The organism is Streptomyces sp. NPDC002994, from assembly GCF_040611155.1.
GTDB lineage: Bacteria > Actinomycetota > Actinomycetes > Streptomycetales > Streptomycetaceae > Streptomyces.
In genome coordinates this window covers 106,852-126,643 of the sequence record NZ_JBEXNQ010000001.1, presented here as the reverse complement: position 1 = coordinate 126,643, position 19,792 = coordinate 106,852, and the positions used below count along the sequence as shown (strand labels likewise).

General features: G+C 68.8%; 15 protein-coding genes and 1 pseudogene. 7 read left to right on the top strand and 9 right to left on the bottom strand.

Translation table 11 applies throughout. The annotated features are described in order from the left end of the window. Positions 1 to 40: 40 nt before the first annotated feature. The 4 genes and pseudogenes from araD to ABZX79_RS00550 all read right to left on the bottom strand — a co-directional run. A complete protein-coding gene (araD, locus tag ABZX79_RS00565; protein WP_355250034.1) occupies positions 41 to 1,759 on the bottom strand; it encodes an L-arabinonate dehydratase in 1,719 nt (572 codons plus the stop codon). An 8-nt stretch (positions 1,760 to 1,767) separates the two neighbouring features. After that, positions 1,768 to 2,697: a dihydrodipicolinate synthase family protein gene (locus ABZX79_RS00560; RefSeq protein WP_355249636.1), complete on the bottom strand. Its 930-nt coding sequence runs from the start codon at positions 2,695 to 2,697 to the stop codon at positions 1,768 to 1,770. Then, positions 2,694 to 3,341: a GntR family transcriptional regulator gene (locus ABZX79_RS00555; RefSeq protein WP_355249635.1), complete on the bottom strand. Its 648-nt coding sequence runs from the start codon at positions 3,339 to 3,341 to the stop codon at positions 2,694 to 2,696. Before ABZX79_RS00555 ends, ABZX79_RS00560 begins: the two co-directional genes overlap by 4 nt. Positions 3,342 to 3,483: 142 nt before the next feature. Next, positions 3,484 to 4,713, bottom strand: a pseudogene (locus ABZX79_RS00550) (glycoside hydrolase family 43 protein); the annotation flags it as partial. A 580-nt stretch (positions 4,714 to 5,293) separates the two neighbouring features. Here ABZX79_RS00550 and ABZX79_RS00545 point away from each other — a divergent pair. From ABZX79_RS00545 to ABZX79_RS00515, 7 genes are all read left to right on the top strand, one after another. Further along, entirely contained in the window at positions 5,294 to 6,376 is a 1,083-nt protein-coding gene (locus ABZX79_RS00545; protein WP_355249634.1) for a glycoside hydrolase family 43 protein, read from the top strand. After that, positions 6,376 to 7,404, top strand: coding sequence for a rhamnogalacturonan acetylesterase (locus tag ABZX79_RS00540; protein ID WP_355249633.1), 1,029 nt, complete (start codon positions 6,376 to 6,378; stop codon positions 7,402 to 7,404). Before ABZX79_RS00545 ends, ABZX79_RS00540 begins: the two co-directional genes overlap by 1 nt. A 138-nt stretch (positions 7,405 to 7,542) precedes the next feature. Next, positions 7,543 to 8,835 carry an extracellular solute-binding protein gene (locus ABZX79_RS00535; RefSeq protein ID WP_355249632.1) on the top strand — a complete coding sequence of 431 codons (1,293 nt, stop codon included), beginning with the start codon at positions 7,543 to 7,545 and terminating at the stop codon, positions 8,833 to 8,835. Continuing rightward, positions 8,835 to 9,833, top strand: a complete 999-nt coding sequence (locus ABZX79_RS00530; RefSeq protein ID WP_355249631.1) for a sugar ABC transporter permease — start codon at positions 8,835 to 8,837, stop codon at positions 9,831 to 9,833. The genes ABZX79_RS00535 and ABZX79_RS00530 overlap by 1 nt, the downstream gene beginning before the upstream one ends. After that, complete coding sequence (locus ABZX79_RS00525; RefSeq protein ID WP_355249630.1) at positions 9,830 to 10,711, top strand: carbohydrate ABC transporter permease; 882 nt, start codon at positions 9,830 to 9,832, stop codon at positions 10,709 to 10,711. Before ABZX79_RS00530 ends, ABZX79_RS00525 begins: the two co-directional genes overlap by 4 nt. A 6-nt stretch (positions 10,712 to 10,717) precedes the next feature. Beyond that, positions 10,718 to 11,281 (top strand): hypothetical protein, encoded by a 564-nt coding sequence (locus ABZX79_RS00520; RefSeq protein ID WP_355249629.1) that lies wholly within the window; start codon positions 10,718 to 10,720, stop codon positions 11,279 to 11,281. A gap of 54 nt (positions 11,282 to 11,335) precedes the next feature. Beyond that, positions 11,336 to 14,074: a Tat pathway signal sequence domain protein gene (locus tag ABZX79_RS00515; protein ID WP_355249628.1), complete on the top strand. Its 2,739-nt coding sequence runs from the start codon at positions 11,336 to 11,338 to the stop codon at positions 14,072 to 14,074. A gap of 65 nt (positions 14,075 to 14,139) precedes the next feature. Here the strand turns inward: ABZX79_RS00515 and ABZX79_RS00510 are convergent, their stop codons facing one another. The 5 genes from ABZX79_RS00510 to ABZX79_RS00490 all read right to left on the bottom strand — a co-directional run bounded on the left by ABZX79_RS00510 (position 14,140) and on the right by ABZX79_RS00490 (position 19,762). Continuing rightward, positions 14,140 to 14,928 (bottom strand): pectate lyase, encoded by a 789-nt coding sequence (locus tag ABZX79_RS00510; protein ID WP_355249627.1) that lies wholly within the window; start codon positions 14,926 to 14,928, stop codon positions 14,140 to 14,142. A gap of 29 nt (positions 14,929 to 14,957) precedes the next feature. Continuing rightward, complete coding sequence (locus ABZX79_RS00505) at positions 14,958 to 16,775, bottom strand: rhamnogalacturonan lyase (protein WP_355249626.1); 1,818 nt, start codon at positions 16,773 to 16,775, stop codon at positions 14,958 to 14,960. 172 nt (positions 16,776 to 16,947) lie between these two features. After that, complete coding sequence (locus ABZX79_RS00500) at positions 16,948 to 17,991, bottom strand: LacI family DNA-binding transcriptional regulator (protein ID WP_355249625.1); 1,044 nt, start codon at positions 17,989 to 17,991, stop codon at positions 16,948 to 16,950. After that, a complete protein-coding gene (locus ABZX79_RS00495) occupies positions 17,988 to 18,893 on the bottom strand; it encodes a carbohydrate ABC transporter permease (protein ID WP_355249624.1) in 906 nt (301 codons plus the stop codon). Before ABZX79_RS00495 ends, ABZX79_RS00500 begins: the two co-directional genes overlap by 4 nt. Beyond that, complete coding sequence (locus ABZX79_RS00490; RefSeq protein ID WP_355250031.1) at positions 18,890 to 19,762, bottom strand: sugar ABC transporter permease; 873 nt, start codon at positions 19,760 to 19,762, stop codon at positions 18,890 to 18,892. The genes ABZX79_RS00495 and ABZX79_RS00490 overlap by 4 nt, the downstream gene beginning before the upstream one ends. Positions 19,763 to 19,792 lie beyond the last annotated feature (30 nt).

Below are 19,792 nucleotides of genomic sequence, written 5' to 3'. Positions count from 1 at the left end.
TTCGAGATCTCGAACAAATAGAGAGGGGTGCGGAGGCGGGTCAGCCCGCGTAGGGGTCGGGCACTTCACCCGGCCGGGACAGGAACGCGAAGTCGCAGCCGGTGTCGGCCTGGGTGATCTGCTCGCTGTACAGCGCGCCGTAGCCACGCTCGTACTGCGCGGGCGGCTCCACCCACTGGGCGCGGCGACGCTCCAACTCCTCGTACGGCACATCAAGTTGTAGCGACCTGGCCGCGACATCGAGGGTGATCGCATCTCCGGTCCGTACGAGGGCGAGCGGTCCGCCGACGTACGACTCGGGTGCGATGTGCAGCACGCACGTGCCGTAACTGGTGCCGCTCATACGGGCGTCGGAGATCCGGACCATGTCCCGCACCCCCTCCTTGAGCAGGTGGTCGGGGATCGGCAGCATCCCGTACTCCGGCATTCCGGGACCGCCCTTGGGGCCGGCGTTGCGCAGCACAAGCACGGTGTCGGCGGTGATGCCGAGAGACGGATCGTTGATGGTGCGCTGCATGGTCCTGTAGTCGTCGAAGACGACCGCCGGGCCGGTGTGCTTGAGCAGGCGGGGCTCGGCGGCGATGTGCTTGATCACCGCACCGTCCGGACAGAGATTGCCCCGCAGGACCGCGACCCCGCCCTCCTCCGCGAGCGGCTTCGAACGCGGCCTGATCACCTCGGGGTTGTGCACCACCGCACCGGCGAGCTGCTCGCGCAGCGAGTCGTGCGCCACGGTGGGCCGGTCCAGATGCAGTACGTCCGTCAGCTGCGCCAGGAACGCCGGTAGCCCGCCCGCGAAGTGGAAGTCCTCCATCAGGTACTGGCCGCCGGGCCGCAGATTCGCCAGCACCGGGACCGTCCGCGCGATCCGGTCGAAGTCGTCGAGAGCGAGCGGCACTTGGGAGCGGCCGGCCATCGCGATCAGATGGATCACGGCGTTCGTCGATCCGCCGAGCGCCAGCACGGTCGCGACCGCGTCCTCGTACGCGGGCCGGGTCAGGATCTGCGAAAGCTTCAGATCGCGGTGTACGAGTTCGACGATCCGGCGGCCCGAGGCCGCGGCCATCCGGTCGTGCCCGGAATCCACGGCCGGGATGGAGGAGGCACCCGGCATGGTGACACCCAGCGCCTCGGCGGCGGCGGTCAGCGTGGAAGCCGTCCCCATGGTCATGCAGGTGCCGGGGGAGCGGGCGAGACCGTTCTCCAGCTCGGCCAGTTCGGCGTCACCGATCAGCCCGGCCCGCCGGTCGTCCCAGTACTTCCACATGTCCGTACCGGAACCGAGCACCTCGTTGCGCCAGTGGCCCGGCAGCATCGGTCCGGCCGGGACGAAGACGGCCGGCAGATCGACGGACGCGGCGCCCATCAGCAGCGCGGGCGTCGACTTGTCGCAGCCGCCCAGCAGCACGGCGCCGTCGACGGGGTAGGAACGCAGCAGTTCCTCCGTCTCCATGGCCAGCATGTTCCGGTAGAGCATGGGCGTCGGCTTCTGGAAGGTCTCGGAGAGGGTGGAGACCGGGAATTCGAGCGGGAAACCCCCGGCCTGCCACACTCCGCGCTTGACCGCCTGCGCCCGGTCCCGCAGGTGCACATGGCAGGGGTTGATGTCCGACCAGGTGTTGAGGACCGCGATCACCGGCTTGCCCAGGTGCTCCTCGGGGAGGTAGCCGAGCTGGCGGGTGCGGGCGCGGTGACTGAACGACCGGAGGCCTTCGGTCCCGTACCACTGATGGCTGCGCAGGCTCTCCGGATCCCTCATGCGGTCAGTCACACGGACCACCCGGCTATCAGCTCCGCGATCTCGGCGCGCCGGTCCTCCGGGAGCACCCGGCTCGGTGCGCGGACATCGCGGCGGCACAGTCCGAGAGACGCCAGCGCCTCCTTCACGACCGTGACGTTGTCGGCGGACTGGCGGGCCGCCCGCAGCTCCTCGAACGTACGGATCTGCTCCCAGGTCTTCATGGCGGCGGGGTAGTCCCCGGCGCGCAACGCGTCGAGCATCCCCAGTGACACCGACGGGGCGACGTTGACGAGCCCCGAGGTGAAGCCGGTGGCGCCGCCCGCGAAGTAGGGGGGCGCGTACAGCTCGGCGAGCCCGGCGACCCAGACGAAGCGGTCCAGGCCCGCGTCCCGCGCGAAGGCGGCGAAGCGCGCCGCGTCCGGCACGGCGTACTTCACGCCGATGACGTTGGGGCAGGCGTCGCCCAGCGCGGCAAGGCTCTCCGCGCTCAGCAGCGGATTGCGGATGTACGGGACGACTCCGAGCTCCGGTACCGCCTCGGCGATGGCACGGTGGTAGTCGGCCCAACCGTCCTGCGATACGTACGGATGGACCGGCTGATGCACCATCAGCATGTGCGCGCCGGCGTCCCGTGCGTGTTCGGCGGCGGCGACGGCGGTCGGCACGTCGTGTCCGACGCCGACGACGACGGTGGCGCGGCCGTCAGCCTCCTCGATGGTCAGCTCGGTGACGGCACGGCGTTCCTCGGGGGTGAGGGCGTAGAACTCGCCGGTGTTTCCGTTCGGCGTCAGTGTCCCCACGCCGCCGTCCAGCAGCCGGCCCAGCAGGGCCCGGTGGGCGGCGACGTCGAGGGAGCCGTCGGCGGTGAACGGCGTCACCGGGATCGCCACGACGTCGGCGAGCGCGCTGCGCAGAGCGGAGAAGTCGGCGCCGGTGCCAGTGCTGGTGCTGGTCATACGGGGTCCCCCTCCGGGAAGGCGCGCTGTACGAAGTCGGCGATGTGGGTGTGCAGGGCGCGCGCGGCGCCCTCGGCGTCACCGTCGAGCGCGAGCCGCAGAATCTCCAGGTGCTCACCCGCCTCTTGCTTCCAGGACGGGACGGCGGCCCAGGCGACGGTCGAGACGAGGGCCGCCTGGTCGCGTACCTCGTCCAGCATCCTGGCGAGCAGCGGATTGCCGCAGGGCAGATAGAGCGCGCGGTGGAACTCCCGGTTCGCGAGGGAGCGTTCGGCCTGGTCGGTCGCTTCCTCGGCCTGGACGAGCGCCTCGCGGGCGGCTTCCAGGGAGGCGCGGGAGGTGATGGTGCGGCGCAGAGCCTCCGGTTCGAGGAGCAGCCGTACGTCGTACACCTCACGGGCCATGGCGGCGTCGACCGTCCGTACCGTGACGCCCTTGTACTGGTTCATGACGACGAGGCCGGTCCCCGCCAAGGTCTTGAGGGCCTCGCGCACCGGAGTCTTCGACACGCCGAACTGGGCGGCCAGTTCAGTCTCGACCAGGGCCTGGCCCGGGCTGAGGCCGCCGGTGAGGATGGCGTGTTTGATCCCCTCCAGCACGTACTGCGTGCGGGAGGGGATCGGACTCGGAGGAGCGAAAGCCATGGGGACTCACATATCTCGCGTATGGCGTCTCATATATGACGTACGAAGTACGACGCGATGAAGCTAAGTCCGTGCCCATGTTTCGTCAATGCTTCTGGCAGAAGAACTTCCTTGGCGGGAGGGGAGGTTGACGTCAGGGCGTGTACGCGCCGAGCAGTCGGTCGTACTCCGCCTTGGTGACGGGCAGCACTGTGCCGTGTCGCGGGCTCGCGGGAAGGGCAAAGTTTTCCGACATCGTCCAGCGGCCCGAGTCGAGGTCGGTGGTCTCGAACGGGATGTAACCGCGGCCGCCGAACTCGTCGATGAACAGGTACCACTTCTCCTCGGTGTTGGACTTGAAGACGGTCGGGCCCTCACCGCGCGCGATCGAGCCCTTGCCGATGCAGTCGGCGACGAAGTCGTACGACGTGGAGCGCAGATCGGCCGACTTCTCGGCGGTGACGAACTTGGAGCAGGGGGTGGTGGAGGAGTTGTTCCGCTCGTCCTTGGTGAAGCGGTAGTAGGTGCCGTTGCCGTCGTGCCGGATCACGGTCGAGTCGATGACCGAGTAGCCGGGATCGTTCCAGACCTTGGGCTCGCTGAAGGTGTGGAAGTCGCGTGTGGTGGCGTACAGCATTTTGTTGTACGTGCTTCCGGTGTGGGCCGGGTCGTCGGCAGCGTAGACCTTGGACGCCCAGAAGACGACGTACGCGCCGAGCTTGTCGTCGTAGTACGCCTCGGGGGCCCAGGTGTTTCCGGCCGTGTCGGGGGAAACCTTCACGAGCCGCTGGTCGGTCCAGTGGACGAGGTCGGTGGACTCCCAGACCATGATGGACTTGCTGCCGGTGCGCTGGACCTGGTCCCAACTGCCGCCGGTGCCGCCGTACATCCGCAGGTCAGTGGCTATTTGATAGAACTTGTCGCCCTCGGGCGAGCGGATGATGAACGGGTCGCGCAGCCCTTTGGTGCCGAGGGTGGACGTGAGCACCGGCTTTCCGCCGTTCAGTTCCTGCCAGTGGAGCGGGTCGTTGCCGCGGCTGAGCGCCATGCGGACCTGTTCGCCGTCGGCGGTTCCCTCGCCGGTGAAGTAGCTGAAGGCGTAACCGGTGTACTTCCGCTTCTTCGGCAGCTCCGGAACGGTAGCCGTGAACGCCCGCCGGGCCCGGGCCTCGCCACGGGTGACGGTCGCGGTGAGCTGGACGGTGCGGGTTCCCTTGCCGTGCTTCGGCCGGTGTACGAGACCGGTGGTGTCGACGACACCGGGGTCGGCCGAGGCCCAGCGGACGGCTGTGCGGTGGGTGCCGGCGGTGGGGAGGGTGAGGTTTCCGCGTACGTCGTCGAGGTTGTGGACGGTGAGTTCGCGGGCGGCGGTGGCTGTGGCGGTGGTGTCGTCATCGGTGGCGTGGGCGGGGCCGGCGGGTGCGGCGGCCAAACCTATGACCAGGGCCAGCAGTGGCAACAGAACGCGAGGGCGTCGCAAGGTGAGTCCTCTCGGGTGGGTGGGCTGTGCGGGCTTTTCCCCGACCCGTCCCTTCCCGAACTGGGGCAAGCCCCCCGACCCCGTACGCCCTACGGGCGTGTCCTCAAACGCCGGACGGGCTGGATTTCCCCGGTGGGGCTGGATGTGCCGCGCAGCGGACGCATCCCCGCTCAGCGGCACCCTCCAGCCCCTCCGGCGTTTGAGGAGCGGGGCCTGGGGCGGAGCCCCAGTTGCGGGAAGGGGCGGGTCGGGGAAAAGCCCCGCAGGGAAACGCCGGTAGCAGTGCCGGACGCTAACCCCGCCCCCGACCCTCCCGCAAGACTTCCGGACGTAATCCGTTCGAAATCAAGTTCAAGGTTCGAGATCTCGAACATCAAGCACCACACCCGCACCCCCAGGGGCTGGTGCCCAAGCCAACACCCCATTACCGTCTCCGCTGCACAGGATCTCGTACGCCATTCGGTATGTCGAACAACCGGAAGGGAAAACCACTGTGACCTCCAGTCAGACACCACCCCCACCCACCCGCAGAGGCGTGCTACGAGGCGCCCTCGCCCTGGGCGCCGTGGCCACCGTGCCCGCCGCCGCCGGAACCGCCCACGCCGCCGGCACCGCCACCCCCACCAACCCACTCGTCCACCAACGCGCCGACCCCCACATCCACCGCCACACCGACAGGCGCTACTACTTCACCGCCACCGCACCCGAGTACGACCGAATCATTCTGCGCAGCTCCCACACCCTCGCCGGCCTGGCGACGGCCGAAGAGGCCGTCATCTGGCGCCGGCACACCACCGGCGACATGGCCGCGCACATCTGGGCGCCCGAGATCCATCACATCAACGGCGCCTGGTACATCTACTTCGCCGCCGCGCCCGCCGACGACGTATGGAAAATCCGCATCTGGGTGCTCGAGAACAAGAACCCCAACCCCTTCCGCGGCACCTGGACCGAGAAGGGCCGGCTCACCACCGCCTGGGACACCTTCTCGCTCGACGCCACCACCTTCACCCACAACTCCGACCGCTATCTCGCCTGGGCTCAGCACGAACCCGGAATGGACAACAACACCGGCGTCTTCCTCTCCCGCATGGCGAACCCGTGGACCCTCACCGGCCCCCAAGTCCGCCTCACCACACCGGAGTACGCCTGGGAGCGCATCGGATTCAAGGTCAATGAAGGCCCCTCGGCCATCCGGCGCAACGGCCGCCTCTTCATGACGTATTCCGCGAGCGCGACCGACGCGAACTACTGCCTCGGCCTGCTCACCGCCGACGAGAACGCCGACCTGCTCGCGCCGGGCAACTGGAAGAAGTCCCCGGTCCCCGTCTTCACCAGCAACGACACGACCGCCCAATACGGCCCGGGCCACAACTCCTTCACCGTCGCCGAGGACGGCCGCACCGACGTCATCGTCTACCACGCCCGCCAGTACAAGGAGATCACCGGCGACCCGCTGCACGACCCCAACCGCCACACCCGCATCCAGCGGCTCCGCTGGAAGCCGGACGGCACCCCCGACTTCGGCGTCCCCGTCGCCGACGGCCCGGTCCGGATACTCGGCGGGAGGCCCTGATGCGTCGCCGCTCAGGCCCCGCAGCCGGCCTTCTCGCCCTGGCTACGGCCACCATCACCGCACTCGCCGCTGCACCCGGCGCCCACGCCCACGCCCACGCCGCCACACCGGAGTGCACCCCCGTGATGTGCCATGTCGACGTCCCGCCCGGGACGTACAACGTCACCCTCACGCTCGGCGGTGCGCAGGCGGGCAGTACCTCCGTCACGGCCGAGACGCGCCGGTCCCTGCTCACCGAGACGCCCACCGCCCCCGGGCAGCGGATGCGCCGCACCTTCACCGTCGACGTACGCGAACCCGAGGGCGAGCCCACGGGCCCGGCCGGCAGCCCCGGACTCGATCTCGTCGTCGGTGGTACGTCGCCGGAGCTCGCCGCAGTGCGCGTCACCCCGGCGCCCGGCGCACGCAAAGTCGTGCTGGTCGGCGACTCGACCGTGTGCGACCAGCCGGGTGCGCCGTACGCGGGCTGGGGGCAGCAACTGCCCCAGTACCTCGAACGAGGCATCGCCGTCGCCAACTACGCCGACTCGGGGGAGGGTTCGCAGTCGGTGCTCGACAATCCCGCGCTCTTCCCGGCCGCCCTCGCGCGGGTGCGCCGAGGTGACCTCGTCCTCGTGCAGCTCGCCCACAACGACAAGCAGACCCCGGCCGCCACCTACCGGGCCAACCTCGCCACCATGGTCGACCAGGTTCGTGCCAAGGGTGGCCGGCCCGTGCTCGTCACCCCGATCGTGCGCCGGTGGTTCAACCCCGACGGCACGCTCGACAACGGCACCGCGCTCCTCGTCAACGGCCTCGGCGTCGACCTCCCCGCCGAGATCCGCGCCCTGGCGGCCGACGCGGACGTACCACTGATCGACCTCACGGCCCTCACCAAGAGGCGCGTCGAGGAGCTCGGCCCCCAGTCCTCCAAAGCCCTGTACCTGTACGACGAGAAGCGCGACAACACCCACACGTCCGTGCGCGGGGCCACCGAGTACGCCGCGTTCGTGAACGGTGAACTGCGTGCTCAGGGCCTGATTCGCTGACCGCGCGGCTCACCACCCTGTCGAACCGCTTCCGCATCTCCTGCGGCCAAACCGTTGACGGGCCCTGTGGGCACTCGTACATTGCCCCGGCAAGCGCTTTCCTAAAACGATTCAATCGTCAGAACGAAGAGGTGAACCATGCGCACATCCAGGCATGTTGAGAGGCGGACCTTCCTCAAGGCGGCCGGAGCCTCACTGGCGACTGTCGGGCTGACAGCGGCCGGCTGTGGGGGCGGGAGCGGTTCGGCCGGCGGCGGCCCCGTGACCATCAGGTACGCCTGGTGGGGTGCCGACGACCGGGCCAAGAAGATCAACCAGTCGATCGCGCTCTTCGAGAAGAAGTACCCGAAGATCAAGGTAAAGACGGACTTCCAGCCCTACCTCGACTTCTGGAAGAAGTTCAACACCCAGGCGGCGGGCGGCAACGCGCCCGACGTCATCCAGAACGCCGTCACCTTCCTGCGCAAGTACGCCGCCCGCAATGTGCTGCTCGATCTGAACCCCCAGGTGAAGGCGGGCAACCTCAGCACCGAGAACTTCCGCTCCGGCCTGGAGAAGTTCGCCGAGGTCGACGGCAAACTGCTCGGCCTGCCGGTCGGATCGAACTCGATGGGCTACATCATCGACGAGAAGGTCTACGAGAAGGCCGGTGTCACCCCGGAGTTCGGCTGGACCTGGGACGACTGGTACGCCGGCCTCCAGAAGATCAAGAGCAGGACCGGCGTCGCAGGCGATTCCGGCCCGCACTCGATCATGTACTACTACGACCTCAAACTGCGCCAGCAGGGCAAGGCGTTCTTCACCGAGAACGGCCTCGGTTTCGAGGAGAGCGACCTCGAGGCCGAGTGGACCGAGGCGATGAAGCGCATCCGGTCCGGCATCTACACCGACCCCAAGAAGGCCGAACAGATCAAGCCCAAGGCCGCGACCGCCGCGGCCCTGTCGGGGGGCGAGTTCACCTGGGACAACTTCACCGTCCGCTACGCCGCCGAGGGAAAGAGCACGTACGGCATCGCACCCATACCCACCACCGACGGCAAGAAGACCGGCCAGTACCTCGGCTCACTCATGCTCAGCGGCACGGCCAGGACCAAGCACCCCAAGGAGGTCGCCACCTTCATCAACTTCATGGTCCACGACCCCGAGGTCGGCCGGATCATGGGTTACGACCGCGGAGTGCTGTCCACCACCGAGCAGTTCGAGGCGTTCGAGCCCACCGACAAGGTGAGCAAGCAGATCTCCGCGTACGAGACGAAGATCGCCGAGACGGGCGTACTGGAACCCATCACCCCGCACCCCGCCGGCGCCGACGTCATCGAGGGGGCCTTCCTGCGCCTCGCCACCGAGATGAGCCTCGACAAGGCGTCACCGGGTGAGGCGGTCGACAAGTTCTTCTCGGAGGCGAAGACGGCCTTCACCGCGAACGCCTGATGGGACCGGCAGTGACGCACACCGTCCACCCCCCGCCGCCGGCCGAACCCGCCGACCCGCCGCCCGGACCGGGGCGGCCCGCGCCGCGCCCTGCCGAGCGGCGGCGCACCAGCGGCCGCGAGAACCTCGCCGGCTACCTCTTCATGTCGCCCTGGATCGCCGGGTTCCTGCTGCTCACAGCAGGCCCCATGGCGGCTTCCCTCTACTTCGCCTTCACCGACTACAACCTCTTCGACGCCCCGCAGTGGGTCGGCCTCAAGAACTTCAGCGACATGTTCGCCGACCCCCGCTGGCAGAAGTCGGTCGAGGTCACGGTCAAGTACGTCGTCATAGGTACGCCGCTGAAACTCGTCGCAGCGCTCGGCGTGGCACTCCTGCTCGCGCAGAGCCGCCGGGGCCAGGCCTTCTACCGGGCGGCGTTCTACGCCCCGTCGCTGATCGGCGCCAGCGTCTCCGTCGCCGTCGTATGGCGGGCGATCTTCACCGACGACGCCGTGGTCGACCGTACGGGGCAGTTCTTCGGCATGAACGCCGGCGGCTGGGTCGGCGACCCCGACATGATCCTGTACGCCCTGGTCGCCCTCACCGTCTGGCAGTTCGGCGCGCCCATGGTCATCTTCCTGGCGGGACTGAAGCAGGTGCCGCGCGAGCTGTACGAAGCGGCCGAGATGGACGGCGCCGGGCCATGGCGCCGGTTCTGGAACATCACGCTGCCGATGATCTCGCCGGTGCTCTTCTTCAACGTCCTGCTGGAAACCATCCACTCCTTCCAGATCTTCGGCTCGGCGTACATCCTCGGCGGCCAGGGCAATCCCTGCGGTCCCGCCGACGCCACGCTCGTCTACACCTGCTACCTCTACCAACAGGGCTTCGAGAACAGCCGGATGGGCTTCGCCTCCGCCATGGCCTGGATGCTGCTGATAGCGGTCGGCCTGGTCACGGCGGTGCTGTTCTGGTCGCAGAAGCGCTGGGTGCACTACGAGGAGAACGCCCGGTGACTCTCACACTCGACCCGACTCTCGACCCGGCCACCTCCAGCCCCCGAAAGCGCGTCGGATCCCTCGGCTGGCATCTGGGCGCACTGGCGGTGCTCGCCGTCGTGCTCTACCCGGTGATCTGGGTGATCGGCGGCTCGTTCAAGCCCGGCAACGAGATCATCGGCAGTCTCCAGCTGCTGCCGACCGATCCGATCGCGGCCAACTACACGCGGCTCACCGAAGGCATCGCGGGCATCCCCGTCTCCACCTTCTTCATCAACTCCACGGTGCTCGCGGTGGGTTCCGTCGGCGGAGTGCTCATCTCGTGCTCGCTGGCCGCCTACGCCTTCGCCAAGGTCAGATTCGCGGGGCGGAACCTTCTCTTCGCCCTGATGATCGGCACGCTGCTGCTGCCGTACCACGTACTCATGATTCCGCAGTATGTGCTGTTCCAGAAGCTGGAACTGATCAACACCATGGTTCCGCTGCTGCTCGGCAAGTACCTCGCCGTCGACGCCTTCTTCGTCTTCCTGATGTTGCAGTTCATGCGGAACCTGCCGAAGGAGCTGGACGAGGCGGCACGGCTCGACGGCTGTGGGCATCTGCGGATCTACTGGTCGATCGTGCTGCCGCTGTGCCGCCCCGCCCTGATCACCAGCGCGATCTTCACCTTCATCAACGCCTGGAACGACTTCATGGGCCCGCTGCTCTATCTCAACGAGCCCGACAAATACACCGTTTCGATGGGTCTGAAGATGTTCGTCGACCAGGACGCGGTCGCCGACTACGGCGGCATGATCGCCATGTCGCTGGTGGCGCTGCTGCCCGTGCTGGCGTTCTTCCTCGCCTTCCAGCGCTACCTCATCGACGGCATGGCCACATCCGGCCTGAAGGGCTGAGGGGCCATGGCCCGCTTCCAGGAGCGTTTCGGCGTCTTCGCGGAGTGCCTGCTCACGGGCATATGGATCGCGCTTGCCTCCCTCCCGCTGGTGACGTGGCCCGCAGCGCTCGCCGCCGGGGCGCGGCATCTGCGACGCCATCTGACCGGCGAGCAGAGCGCCGGATGGCGGGAGTTCGCCGCCGACTTCCGCTCGGCGGTCCGCCGGGGCTGGGCCGTGGGTCTGGCCGGCTGGGCGGCGGTCTGGCTGCTGTGGCTCGACCTGGCGGCTGTACGAGCCGGCCTGCCCGGCGGCTCCCTCGTCGGGACGGTCGGGATCCTCGCGTGCATCGGCTGCGCGGTGGCAGGCCTGCGGGCGGCCGCGGGCTGGGAGCCGGGCGCGTCCTGGCGGGCTCTGCTGGGCGCGGCGGGACGGCGTACGGTCCTCGATCCCGCCGGATCGCTCCTGATCGTCGGCGGATTCGCGGTGGTCGCCGCCTCCGCCTGGTTCGTGGCACCACTCGCGGTGCCGGTGATCGGCGCCGTCACGGCGGCGGCCGTCGCCGTGGAGCAGCGGTACGCCTCCCGCTGAGCCCGCCGCCCCCTGCCTCTCACACATCGCTTCACCTACTGGAAGGGCACAACGATGTCTCCGATCCCCCGCAGGACCGTCCTGAAGGCGGCAGCGGCGGCCGGCGCCGCCGCCCAGTTCAGCTGGGCGCTCGGCGCCACGGACGCCCAGGCCGTCCCAAGAGCCGACACCGCAGCCGCGGACCCGGTGACCCTGACCTGGCTGGAGGACGCGGGGCTCGGAGCCGCGCCCGGCTCGACCCTCGGCGTGCCCTGGCCGAAGGGCGCGTACGACAAAGACCAGACCTTCGCGCTGACCACCGCCGACGGCAAGGACGTGCCCGTCCAGTCCTGGCCGCTCGCCCAGTGGCCCGACGGCTCGCTGAAGTGGACCGCCCACGCCGTCGGCCCCGAGACGACCGCCGCCGCCTTCACCCTCAGCGCCGGGAGCCCGGCCGCACCCGCCCGTAAAGTCGCCGTCTCCAGCAGCGGCGGCACCATAGACGTGTCCACGGGCGTCATCACGGCGAAGATCGGTAAGAACGGTTCCACCCTGGTGAAGTCCGTCCGCCGGGGCGCCACCGAGATCGCCAAGGACGGCCGGCTCGTCCTCCTGCGGCAGGGCGAGATCGAGGACGGGGACCAGGGCAGCGAGAAGTACGAACGCTTCGACAGCGCCATATCCAAGACCGAGGTGGAACAGAACGGACCGGTCCGCGCCGTCGTCCGCATCGACGGCAAGCACCGCCGTGGCAACCGCGACTGGCTGCCGTTCTCCGTCCGGCTCTACTTCTACGCGGGCGCCGAATCGTTCCGCATGGTGCACACCATCACGTACGACGGCACGCAGGAGCCCGGCAAGGCGAGCGGCGACTTCATCCGCGGCCTCGGCGTCCGCTTCACCGTGCCGATGCGCGACGAGGCGTACGACCGCCACATCCGCATCGGCGGCGACGGCACGGGCCTGCTGCGCGAAGCCGTCAAGGGCATCACGGGCCTGCGCCGCGACCCCGGAGCCGCCGTCCAGGCCGCACAGTTCGAAGGCCGGAAACTGCCCGACCCGGCCACCTGGGACCAGCGCGTCACCAGCCGCCTCCACCTCATCCCCACCTGGGGCGACTACACCCTCAGCCAGCTCTCCGCCGACGGCTTCACCCTCCGCAAGCGCACCAAGAAGGGCCACGGCTGGATCCCGGCCGGCGGCGGACGCCGGGCTTCCGGCCTCGGATACGTCGGCGGGGCGAGCGGCGGGCTCTCCTTCGGGCTGCGCGACTTCTGGGAGAAGCACCCCGCCGGGCTGGACATCCGCGGCGCGCACACCGACGAGGCCGAGGTCACGCTGTGGCTCTGGTCGCCCGAGGCGCCGCCCATGGACCTGCGTTTCTACCACGACGGCCTCGGCCAGGACACGTACGCCGAACAGCTCGAAGGCCTCAACATCACCTACGAGGACTACGAGCCCGGCTTCGGCACCCCGTACGGAATCGCCCGTACCAGCGAACTCCTCTTCTGGGCCCACGACTCCACCCCGGACCCCGCGACGCTGGCGAAGGAGGTGGCGGCCGTCCGCACCCCGCCCCAGCTCGCCGCCCCGCCCAAGCAGCTCATCAAGGCGAAGGCCTTCGGCGGACTCTTCTCCGAACCCGACCGGTCCGTACCCGCGAAAGCGAAGATCGAGGACCACCTGGACTTCCTCTTCACCTACTACAAGGACCAGGTGGAGATGCGGCGCTGGTACGGCTTCTGGGACTACGGCGACATCATGCACAGTTACGACCCCGCCCGCCACCAGTGGCGCTACGACGTCGGCGGCTACGCCTGGGACAACTCCGAGCTCTCGCCCGACCTGTGGCTCTGGTACGCGTACCTGCGCTCGGGCCGCGCCGACATCTTCCGCTTCGCCGAGGCCATGACCCGCCACACCGGCGAGGTCGACGTCTACCACCTCGGTACGTGGGCAGGCCTGGGTACGCGGCACGGCATCCAGCACTACGCCGACAGTGCGAAGCAGCAGCGCATCGCCAACACCACGTACCGGCGGTTCTACTACTTCCTCACCGCCGACGAACGCACCGGCGATCTCATGCACGCCAACGTCGACTCCGACGAGACCTTCCTCGCCCTCGACCCGATCCGCAAGATCCGCACCGAGCCCTACACCCCCGACCGGCACGCCCTGTCCATCGGCTTCGGCACCGACTGGAGCGGACTGGTCTCGGCCTGGCTCACCGAGTGGGAGCGCGGCGGCCCCAAGGCCGACAAGGCCAAGGCGCGGGTGCTGTCCACCATGGAAACGATCGCCGCGCAGCCCAACGGCTTCGTACAGGGCAGCGGCCTGTACGACCTGGACACGGGCCGGTTCGCCGTCGAGAAGGAGCCCAAGGTCGGCGTATCGCACCTGTCGGCGGTCTTCGGGCTGGGCGAACTGTGCGCCGAGCTGATCGACCTCGTCGACATGCCGAAGTTCAAGGAGGCGTACCTGGACTACTGCCGCTACTACAACGCCACCAAGGCGGAGCAGGCCGCGCGGTACGGCAAGAACTTCGGCTCGATCATCCTCTTCCAGGGGCACTCGCGCCTCGACGCGTACGCCGCCGCCCAGACCGGCGACGAGAAGCTGGCCAAGCGGGCGTGGGAGAAGTTCTACAACAGCGACGGCTACAAGGAGTCGTCCCCATGGACGACGGAGAAGGTGAGCGGCCCCGTCACGCTCGTGCCGGGCACCGAGGCGAACTGGGTCTACACCAACGACACCGCGCTGTACGGCCTGGCCGCCATCGAGAACCTGGCGCTGGTGGGGGACCGGATGCCGTAAAAGCTGTTCAGGCGGCGGAACCGGCCCTGACGAGCCGATTCCGCCGCCTTCTCAGTTCTTGTCCGTCACTTGTAAACGATGTCCGAGGACGTGTAGTTGCAGTGGGTGCCGTCCGGGCCCGAACCGTTCGTGGTCGGCTCGGCGCCCGTGTTGTTCCCGATGTACTTCTGGCACGGCACGATCTTCTTGCCGGCGTCACCGATGATCGTGATGTTGCGCAGCGAGGCGCTGTCGCCGTAGTTGGTGTTGATGCCGACGAGCCGCGAGCCCGGGTACGTCACCTCGATGTTGGAGAAGGCCGAGGTGCGCTTGTACTGGGTCGAGCAGTTGCCGCAGGAGCGGTAGAGCGTCTTGAAGTCCTGGACCGCGAAGTTCGAGACGTTCAGCTTGCCGCCGCCGTTGTGCTGGAAGACCTTGTCCGCGGCCTTCTTCGCACCGCCGCCGGTCACCGTGTAGACAGCGGAGTTGCTGCCCCGGAAGGTGGCGGCGTCCTCACCGACGTCCTCCCACCAGACGTTCTGCAGCGTGCAGCTGCCCTGGCAGTGGATGCCGTCCGCACCGGGCGCGCCGATGATGACGTTCTTCAGGGTCGCACCGTCGGCGAGCCTGAAGATGGGGTCCTGGCCCTCGTCCTGGCCGTCGCCGGCCAGGTCACCGGAGCCGTAGTACTTCTTGTTGCCGCCGTCCACCACGCCGGAGACGGGGATGGTCGCGGGCACCGCCTGACTGCCGTTCGGTGTCGGCCAGGTCGCGGCGGAGGCGGTGGGTGCCAGGGTGGTGAGGCCCAGGACACCCACGGTCAGCGCCACTGCGCTCACGCGTCCTATGGACCTTTTCTTGAGCTGCGTACTCATGAGTGGTGTTCCTCTCGGTGGGGGGAAAGTCAGGGGGTGTAGACGGACGGCCGCGGCGCGGTGGGCATGCCGCCGCCGATGAAGAAGCTGGTGTGCGGGGGCTGGTTGTACGCCGTGTTCTGCCAGGCCAGGCCTGTGCGGTACATCGGGTCGTGGAGCAGCGTCGTCATCCGGGTGTCCGTCTGGTGCGGGGTGGAGTAGATCCGCAGTGCGGTGTTGTCCGACGTACGCCAGACCACCTCTTCGCGCCAGTCGCCGATGATGTCGCCGGACAGGGCGGGGGTCGCCTTGGTGCCGTTGTTGGACGAGACCGAGGAGCCGGTCAGCAGCCGCGTCTCGCCGCCCGTGCCGTACTTGTCGATACGGGTGCCGTCGAGGAGCTCGCGGGTGGTGTCGCCGTCCCACCAGCTGACGAAGTTGACGCTGGACGGCTCGCGCCCGAGCGAGCCTCCGCCGGCGGACCGCAGTGTGGTGTCCGACGCCGACCAGGACTCGGCGCCGGGCGATCCCGCGTGGATGTCGGCGGACACGCCACGGCCGTTGTCGCCGCCCGTCGCGGTCTGCCAGAGGATCTGCCCGGTACGCGCGTCGGCCATCCAGGAGCTGGGCTTGGAGCTGTCCTCGGACACCTTGAAGTACTCCAGCCCGGCGCGGGACGGGTTCAGGTCTCCGACATGCCCGGCGTCGCCGTGGCCGAGCTTCGTGGTCCACAGGCCGGACCCGTTGTCGTCGACGGTCATCGCCCCGTAGACGACCTCGTCCTTGCCGTCGGCGTCCACGTCCGCGATGGACAGGCTGTGGTTGCCCTGCCCGTCGTAGCCCTTGCCGACGTTGGTCGACGCGCTGGAGTCGAAGGTCCACCGCCGCGTGAACTGCCCGCCCCGCCAGTCCCAGGCCGCGATCACGGACCGCGTGTAGTACCCGCGCGCCATGATCAGCGATGGCCGGGCGCCGTCGAGATACGCGGTCCCGGCGAGGAATCGGTCCACTCGATTCCCGTAGGAGTCACCCCACGAGGACACCGTCCCACGGGCCGGGACATAGCCGACCGTGCCCATCGCCGCACCTGTCTGACCGTTGAACATGGTCAGGTACTCCGGCCCGGAGAGGATGTAGCCGCTGCTGTTGCGGTGGTCGGCGCTCGCGGCGCCGATCGTCGTGCCGCGCCCGTCGACCGTTCCGTCGGCGGTCTTCATCGCGACTTCCGCCTTGCCGTCGCCGTCGTAGTCGTACACCTGGAACTGTGTGTAGTGCGCGCCCGAGCGGATGTTACGGCCGAGATCGATCCGCCACAGCCGGGTGCCGTCCAGCTTGATGCCGTCGACGATGGTGTTGCCGGTGTAGCCGGACTGCGCGTTGTCCTTGGCGTTGGTCGGCTGCCACTTCAGTACGAAGTCGAGCGCGCCGTCGCCGTCGAGGTCGCCGACGCTCGTGTCGTTGGCCTCGTAGGTGTACGCCACCCCGTCCGGTGTCCGGCCGCCGGGCGGCGGGGAGATCGGCACATCCTTGTAACCGGTGCGCAGCTGCACGCCGTGTACGGAGTCGCCCTGCTCCGTGCCGCCCACGACCGCGCGCACCGTGTAGTCGGCGGAGTTCGGGGCTCCGGAGTGGAAGTAGTTGGTCGAGCCGGTCACCGGCGCCGAGTTGACCTTCGTACCGGCGCGGTAGACGTTGAACGAGACGTTGTCGGGGTCGGTGCCCAGCCAGCGCCAACTGACCAGGTTCCCACTGCCGTTGTGGACGCTGACCACTCCTCGGTCGAGTGCCTCGACCTGGCGGGCGGGAGCGGCGGCGCCGGCCGTCGGGGAGAGTGCGATCAGACCGGCTGCGGCGAGCGCTCCGGCCATGAGCGTACTGACGGCAACGCGGGTGCGGGCGGTGGATCTGCGCCGTTGTCGGCGCGGTAGTGCTGGTGGTGCCACGGAGTCCTCCTGGGGGCGAGGTGCCTGTGCCACACTCCAGTTGCCGCAGCGTTACCGGAAGGTTGCCGCCCGTGCGGAGCTTTTCCGGGAGGAGCGATCAGGCGGAGCCGCGACGTACGAACTCCGTCGGCAGGATCACCGTGGCCGGATCCTCGCCGCCGATCAGGCCCAGCAGCACCCGTACCATCTCCGCGCTGATCCGCGACCAGGGCTGGCGGATCGTGGTGAGAGCGGGCTCGCTGGCGAGCGCGGCGGGGGAGTCGTCGAAACCGCCCACCGCGATGTCCTCCGGCACCCGCAGCCCGGCCCCGCGCAGCGCGCTGAGCACGCCTTGCGCCATCAGGTCGGACGCGACGAACACCGCGTCCATGCCGGGGGCCTGCTCAAGAAGCCGGGCCGCACCCGCCTCGCCGCTCGCGCGGCTGTAGTCGCCCGTGACGACGAGCCTTTCGTCGTACGCGATGCCGAACTCGGCGAGCACCTCCCGGTAACCGGCGAGCCGCTCCGTACCGCCGGGGGTGTCGAGCGGCCCGGTGACCATGGCGATCCGGCGCCGTCCGGTGGACAGCAGGTGGCGGACCATGTCGCGCGCGCCGTCCCGGTCGTCGGCGGCGACGTACGCGACCTTCGAGGACTGCCCCAGCGGCTTGCCGCAGGCGACCAGCGGCACGTCTGCCTTGCGCAGTTGCTCGGCCACCGGGTCCCCGGAGTGACTGGACACCAGCAGCACACCGTCGACATGGCCCGCCGTGATGTAGCGCGTTATCCGCCGCCGCTCGTCGTCGGTGCCCGCGATCATCAGCAGCAGCGGAATGTCGTGCGCGGCGAGGGCTTCGTTGCAGCCGCGCAGCAGGACGTTGAAGTTCGGGTCTTCGAAGAACCGGTCCAGCTGCTCCGTGAGGAGGAAGGCGACGGAGTCGGAGCGGCCGGTGATCAGCGACCGGGCGTGCCGGTTGACGACGTAACCCGTTTTGCGAATGGCCGCGTTGACGGCTGACTGTGCGGCCGGGCTGACGTAGTGGCCGCCGTTGAGGACCCGGGAGACCGTGCCCCGCGAGACACCTGCCTCACGCGCGACATCATGGATCGTCGGCGGCCTGCGGCGCTGCCCCTGCGCCTGCCCGGAGTTGCTCATGGTCACGACTTTACGGCTCCCGACAGCAGGTCCAGGCTCCAGAAGCGCTGGATGACCAGGAACAGCGCGATGAGCGGGACGACCGCCAGGAGCGCGCCGGTGATGACCAGGGTGTAGAGCGCGGGGGTGTTGGAACCCTGCTGGAGGAGGGTGAACAGGCCCAGCGTGATGGGGAACTTCTCGTCGTCGCCGAGCATGATGAACGGCAGCAGGAAGTTGTTCCAGACCGCCACGAACTGGAAGAGGAACACGGTCACGAGGCCCGGCACCATCATCGGCAGCGCGATCCGGCTGAAGATCCGCCACTCGCTCGCTCCGTCCATCCGGCCCGCCTCGACGACGTCCGACGGCACGGCGGCAGCGGCGTAGATCCGCGCCAGGTAGACGCCGTACGGCGAAAGGATCAGCGGCAGCAGTACCGACAGATAGGTGTCGGTCATGTCGGCCTTGGCCAGCAGCAGGTACTGCGGTACGGCCAGGATCACCGGTGGCATCAGCACCCCGGCGAGCAGCACGTTGAAGACGGTCTCGCGGCCCCGGAAGCGGTAGACGGCGAGCGCGTATCCGGAGAGGGCGGAGACGGCTGTGGAGAGCAGGGCGCCGAGCCCCGCGTAGAGGGCGGAGTTCGCCATCCACCGCCAGTACAGGCCGTCGCGATAGGCCGACAGGTCGCGGACGTTGTCCGAGAAGCCGGTACCTGGCAGGAACGTGAAGGTCGAGAACAGCTCACGCCCCGACTTGGTGGCGGCGATCACCACCCACGCCACCGGCAGCAGGCAGTAGAGCGCGCCGAGCAGCAGCGCCGCTGTCGGTACGAGCGCGACACGGCGGCGCAGGGGCGGGCCCTGGGCCGTGCCGGGGGTGGTGCCGGCGGCGGGAGCGGTTCTTCTGACGGCAAGGGAGCTCATCGGGCTTCCCCCTCCTGCTTGGTACGGGAGTTCGCCGCGCGCAGGAAGGCGAACGACAGGACGAGGGTGGCGAGCGCGATGAGCACGGCGGTGGCCGCCGCCTGATAGATGTCACCGTTGCGGAAGGCGTCCTCGTAGACCTTCATCAGCGGACTCCACGTGGTGGAGACCGAGTTGGTGAGCGGCTTGAGGGTCGTCGGCTCGCTGAAGACCTGGAGGGTCGCGATGATGGAGAAGAAGAACGTCAGCACCAGTGAGGGCGCCACCATCGGGATCTTGATGCGCAGGGCGATCTGGAGCTGCGAACAGCCGTCCAGCCGGGCCGCCTCGTACACCTCCAGCGGGATGGCCCGCAGCGAGGTGTAGATGACGATCATGTTGAAGCCGGTGCCGCCCCAGACGGCGATGTTCGCCAGGGCGAGGTACAGCGGCCCGCCGTCCAGCAGATCGGGCTGCGGCAGCCCCAGCCGGTCCAGGACGAAGTAGAACGGGCTGACGTCCGGGAGGTAGAGGAAGCCCCACAGCAGTGCGGCGATCACGCCGGGAATGGCGTACGGCAGGAAGATCGCCAGCCGGGTGAAGGAGGTGAGGCGTACCCGGTCGGTGTCCAGGAGCAGGGCGAAGAGCAGCGCGAGGCCGAGCATCACCGGGACGACGATGGCGCCGTAACCGAGCACGCGCAGCGCGCCGTCCAGCAGCTCGGAGTCGGTGAACGCGTCGGCGTAGTTGGTGAGCCCGGCCCACACCTCGTCGCGGGCGTCCTTGCCCAGACCGAGGCCCTTGACCTCGACCTTGTGCAGGCTCAGGTTTACGGCGTACCCGATCGGCAGGGCGAAGAAGAGCAGGAAGAGCACGGCGGCGGGGAGCAGGAACGCGTAGGGGGCGCCGCGGCCCCGCCG

Coding starts and splice junctions, on each gene's coding strand:
- araD (WP_355250034.1), bottom strand. CDS start 1,759: ATGAGGGATCCGGAGAGCCTGCGCAGCCATCAGTGGTACGGGACCGAA.
- ABZX79_RS00560 (WP_355249636.1), bottom strand. CDS start 2,697: ATGACCAGCACCAGCACTGGCACCGGCGCCGACTTCTCCGCTCTGCGC.
- ABZX79_RS00555 (WP_355249635.1), bottom strand. CDS start 3,341: ATGGCTTTCGCTCCTCCGAGTCCGATCCCCTCCCGCACGCAGTACGTG.
- ABZX79_RS00540 (WP_355249633.1), top strand. CDS start 6,376: ATGCGTCGCCGCTCAGGCCCCGCAGCCGGCCTTCTCGCCCTGGCTACG.
- ABZX79_RS00535 (WP_355249632.1), top strand. CDS start 7,543: ATGCGCACATCCAGGCATGTTGAGAGGCGGACCTTCCTCAAGGCGGCC.
- ABZX79_RS00530 (WP_355249631.1), top strand. CDS start 8,835: ATGGGACCGGCAGTGACGCACACCGTCCACCCCCCGCCGCCGGCCGAA.
- ABZX79_RS00520 (WP_355249629.1), top strand. CDS start 10,718: ATGGCCCGCTTCCAGGAGCGTTTCGGCGTCTTCGCGGAGTGCCTGCTC.
- ABZX79_RS00515 (WP_355249628.1), top strand. CDS start 11,336: ATGTCTCCGATCCCCCGCAGGACCGTCCTGAAGGCGGCAGCGGCGGCC.
- ABZX79_RS00510 (WP_355249627.1), bottom strand. CDS start 14,928: ATGAGTACGCAGCTCAAGAAAAGGTCCATAGGACGCGTGAGCGCAGTG.
- ABZX79_RS00505 (WP_355249626.1), bottom strand. CDS start 16,775: ATGGCCGGAGCGCTCGCCGCAGCCGGTCTGATCGCACTCTCCCCGACG.
- ABZX79_RS00495 (WP_355249624.1), bottom strand. CDS start 18,893: ATGAGCTCCCTTGCCGTCAGAAGAACCGCTCCCGCCGCCGGCACCACC.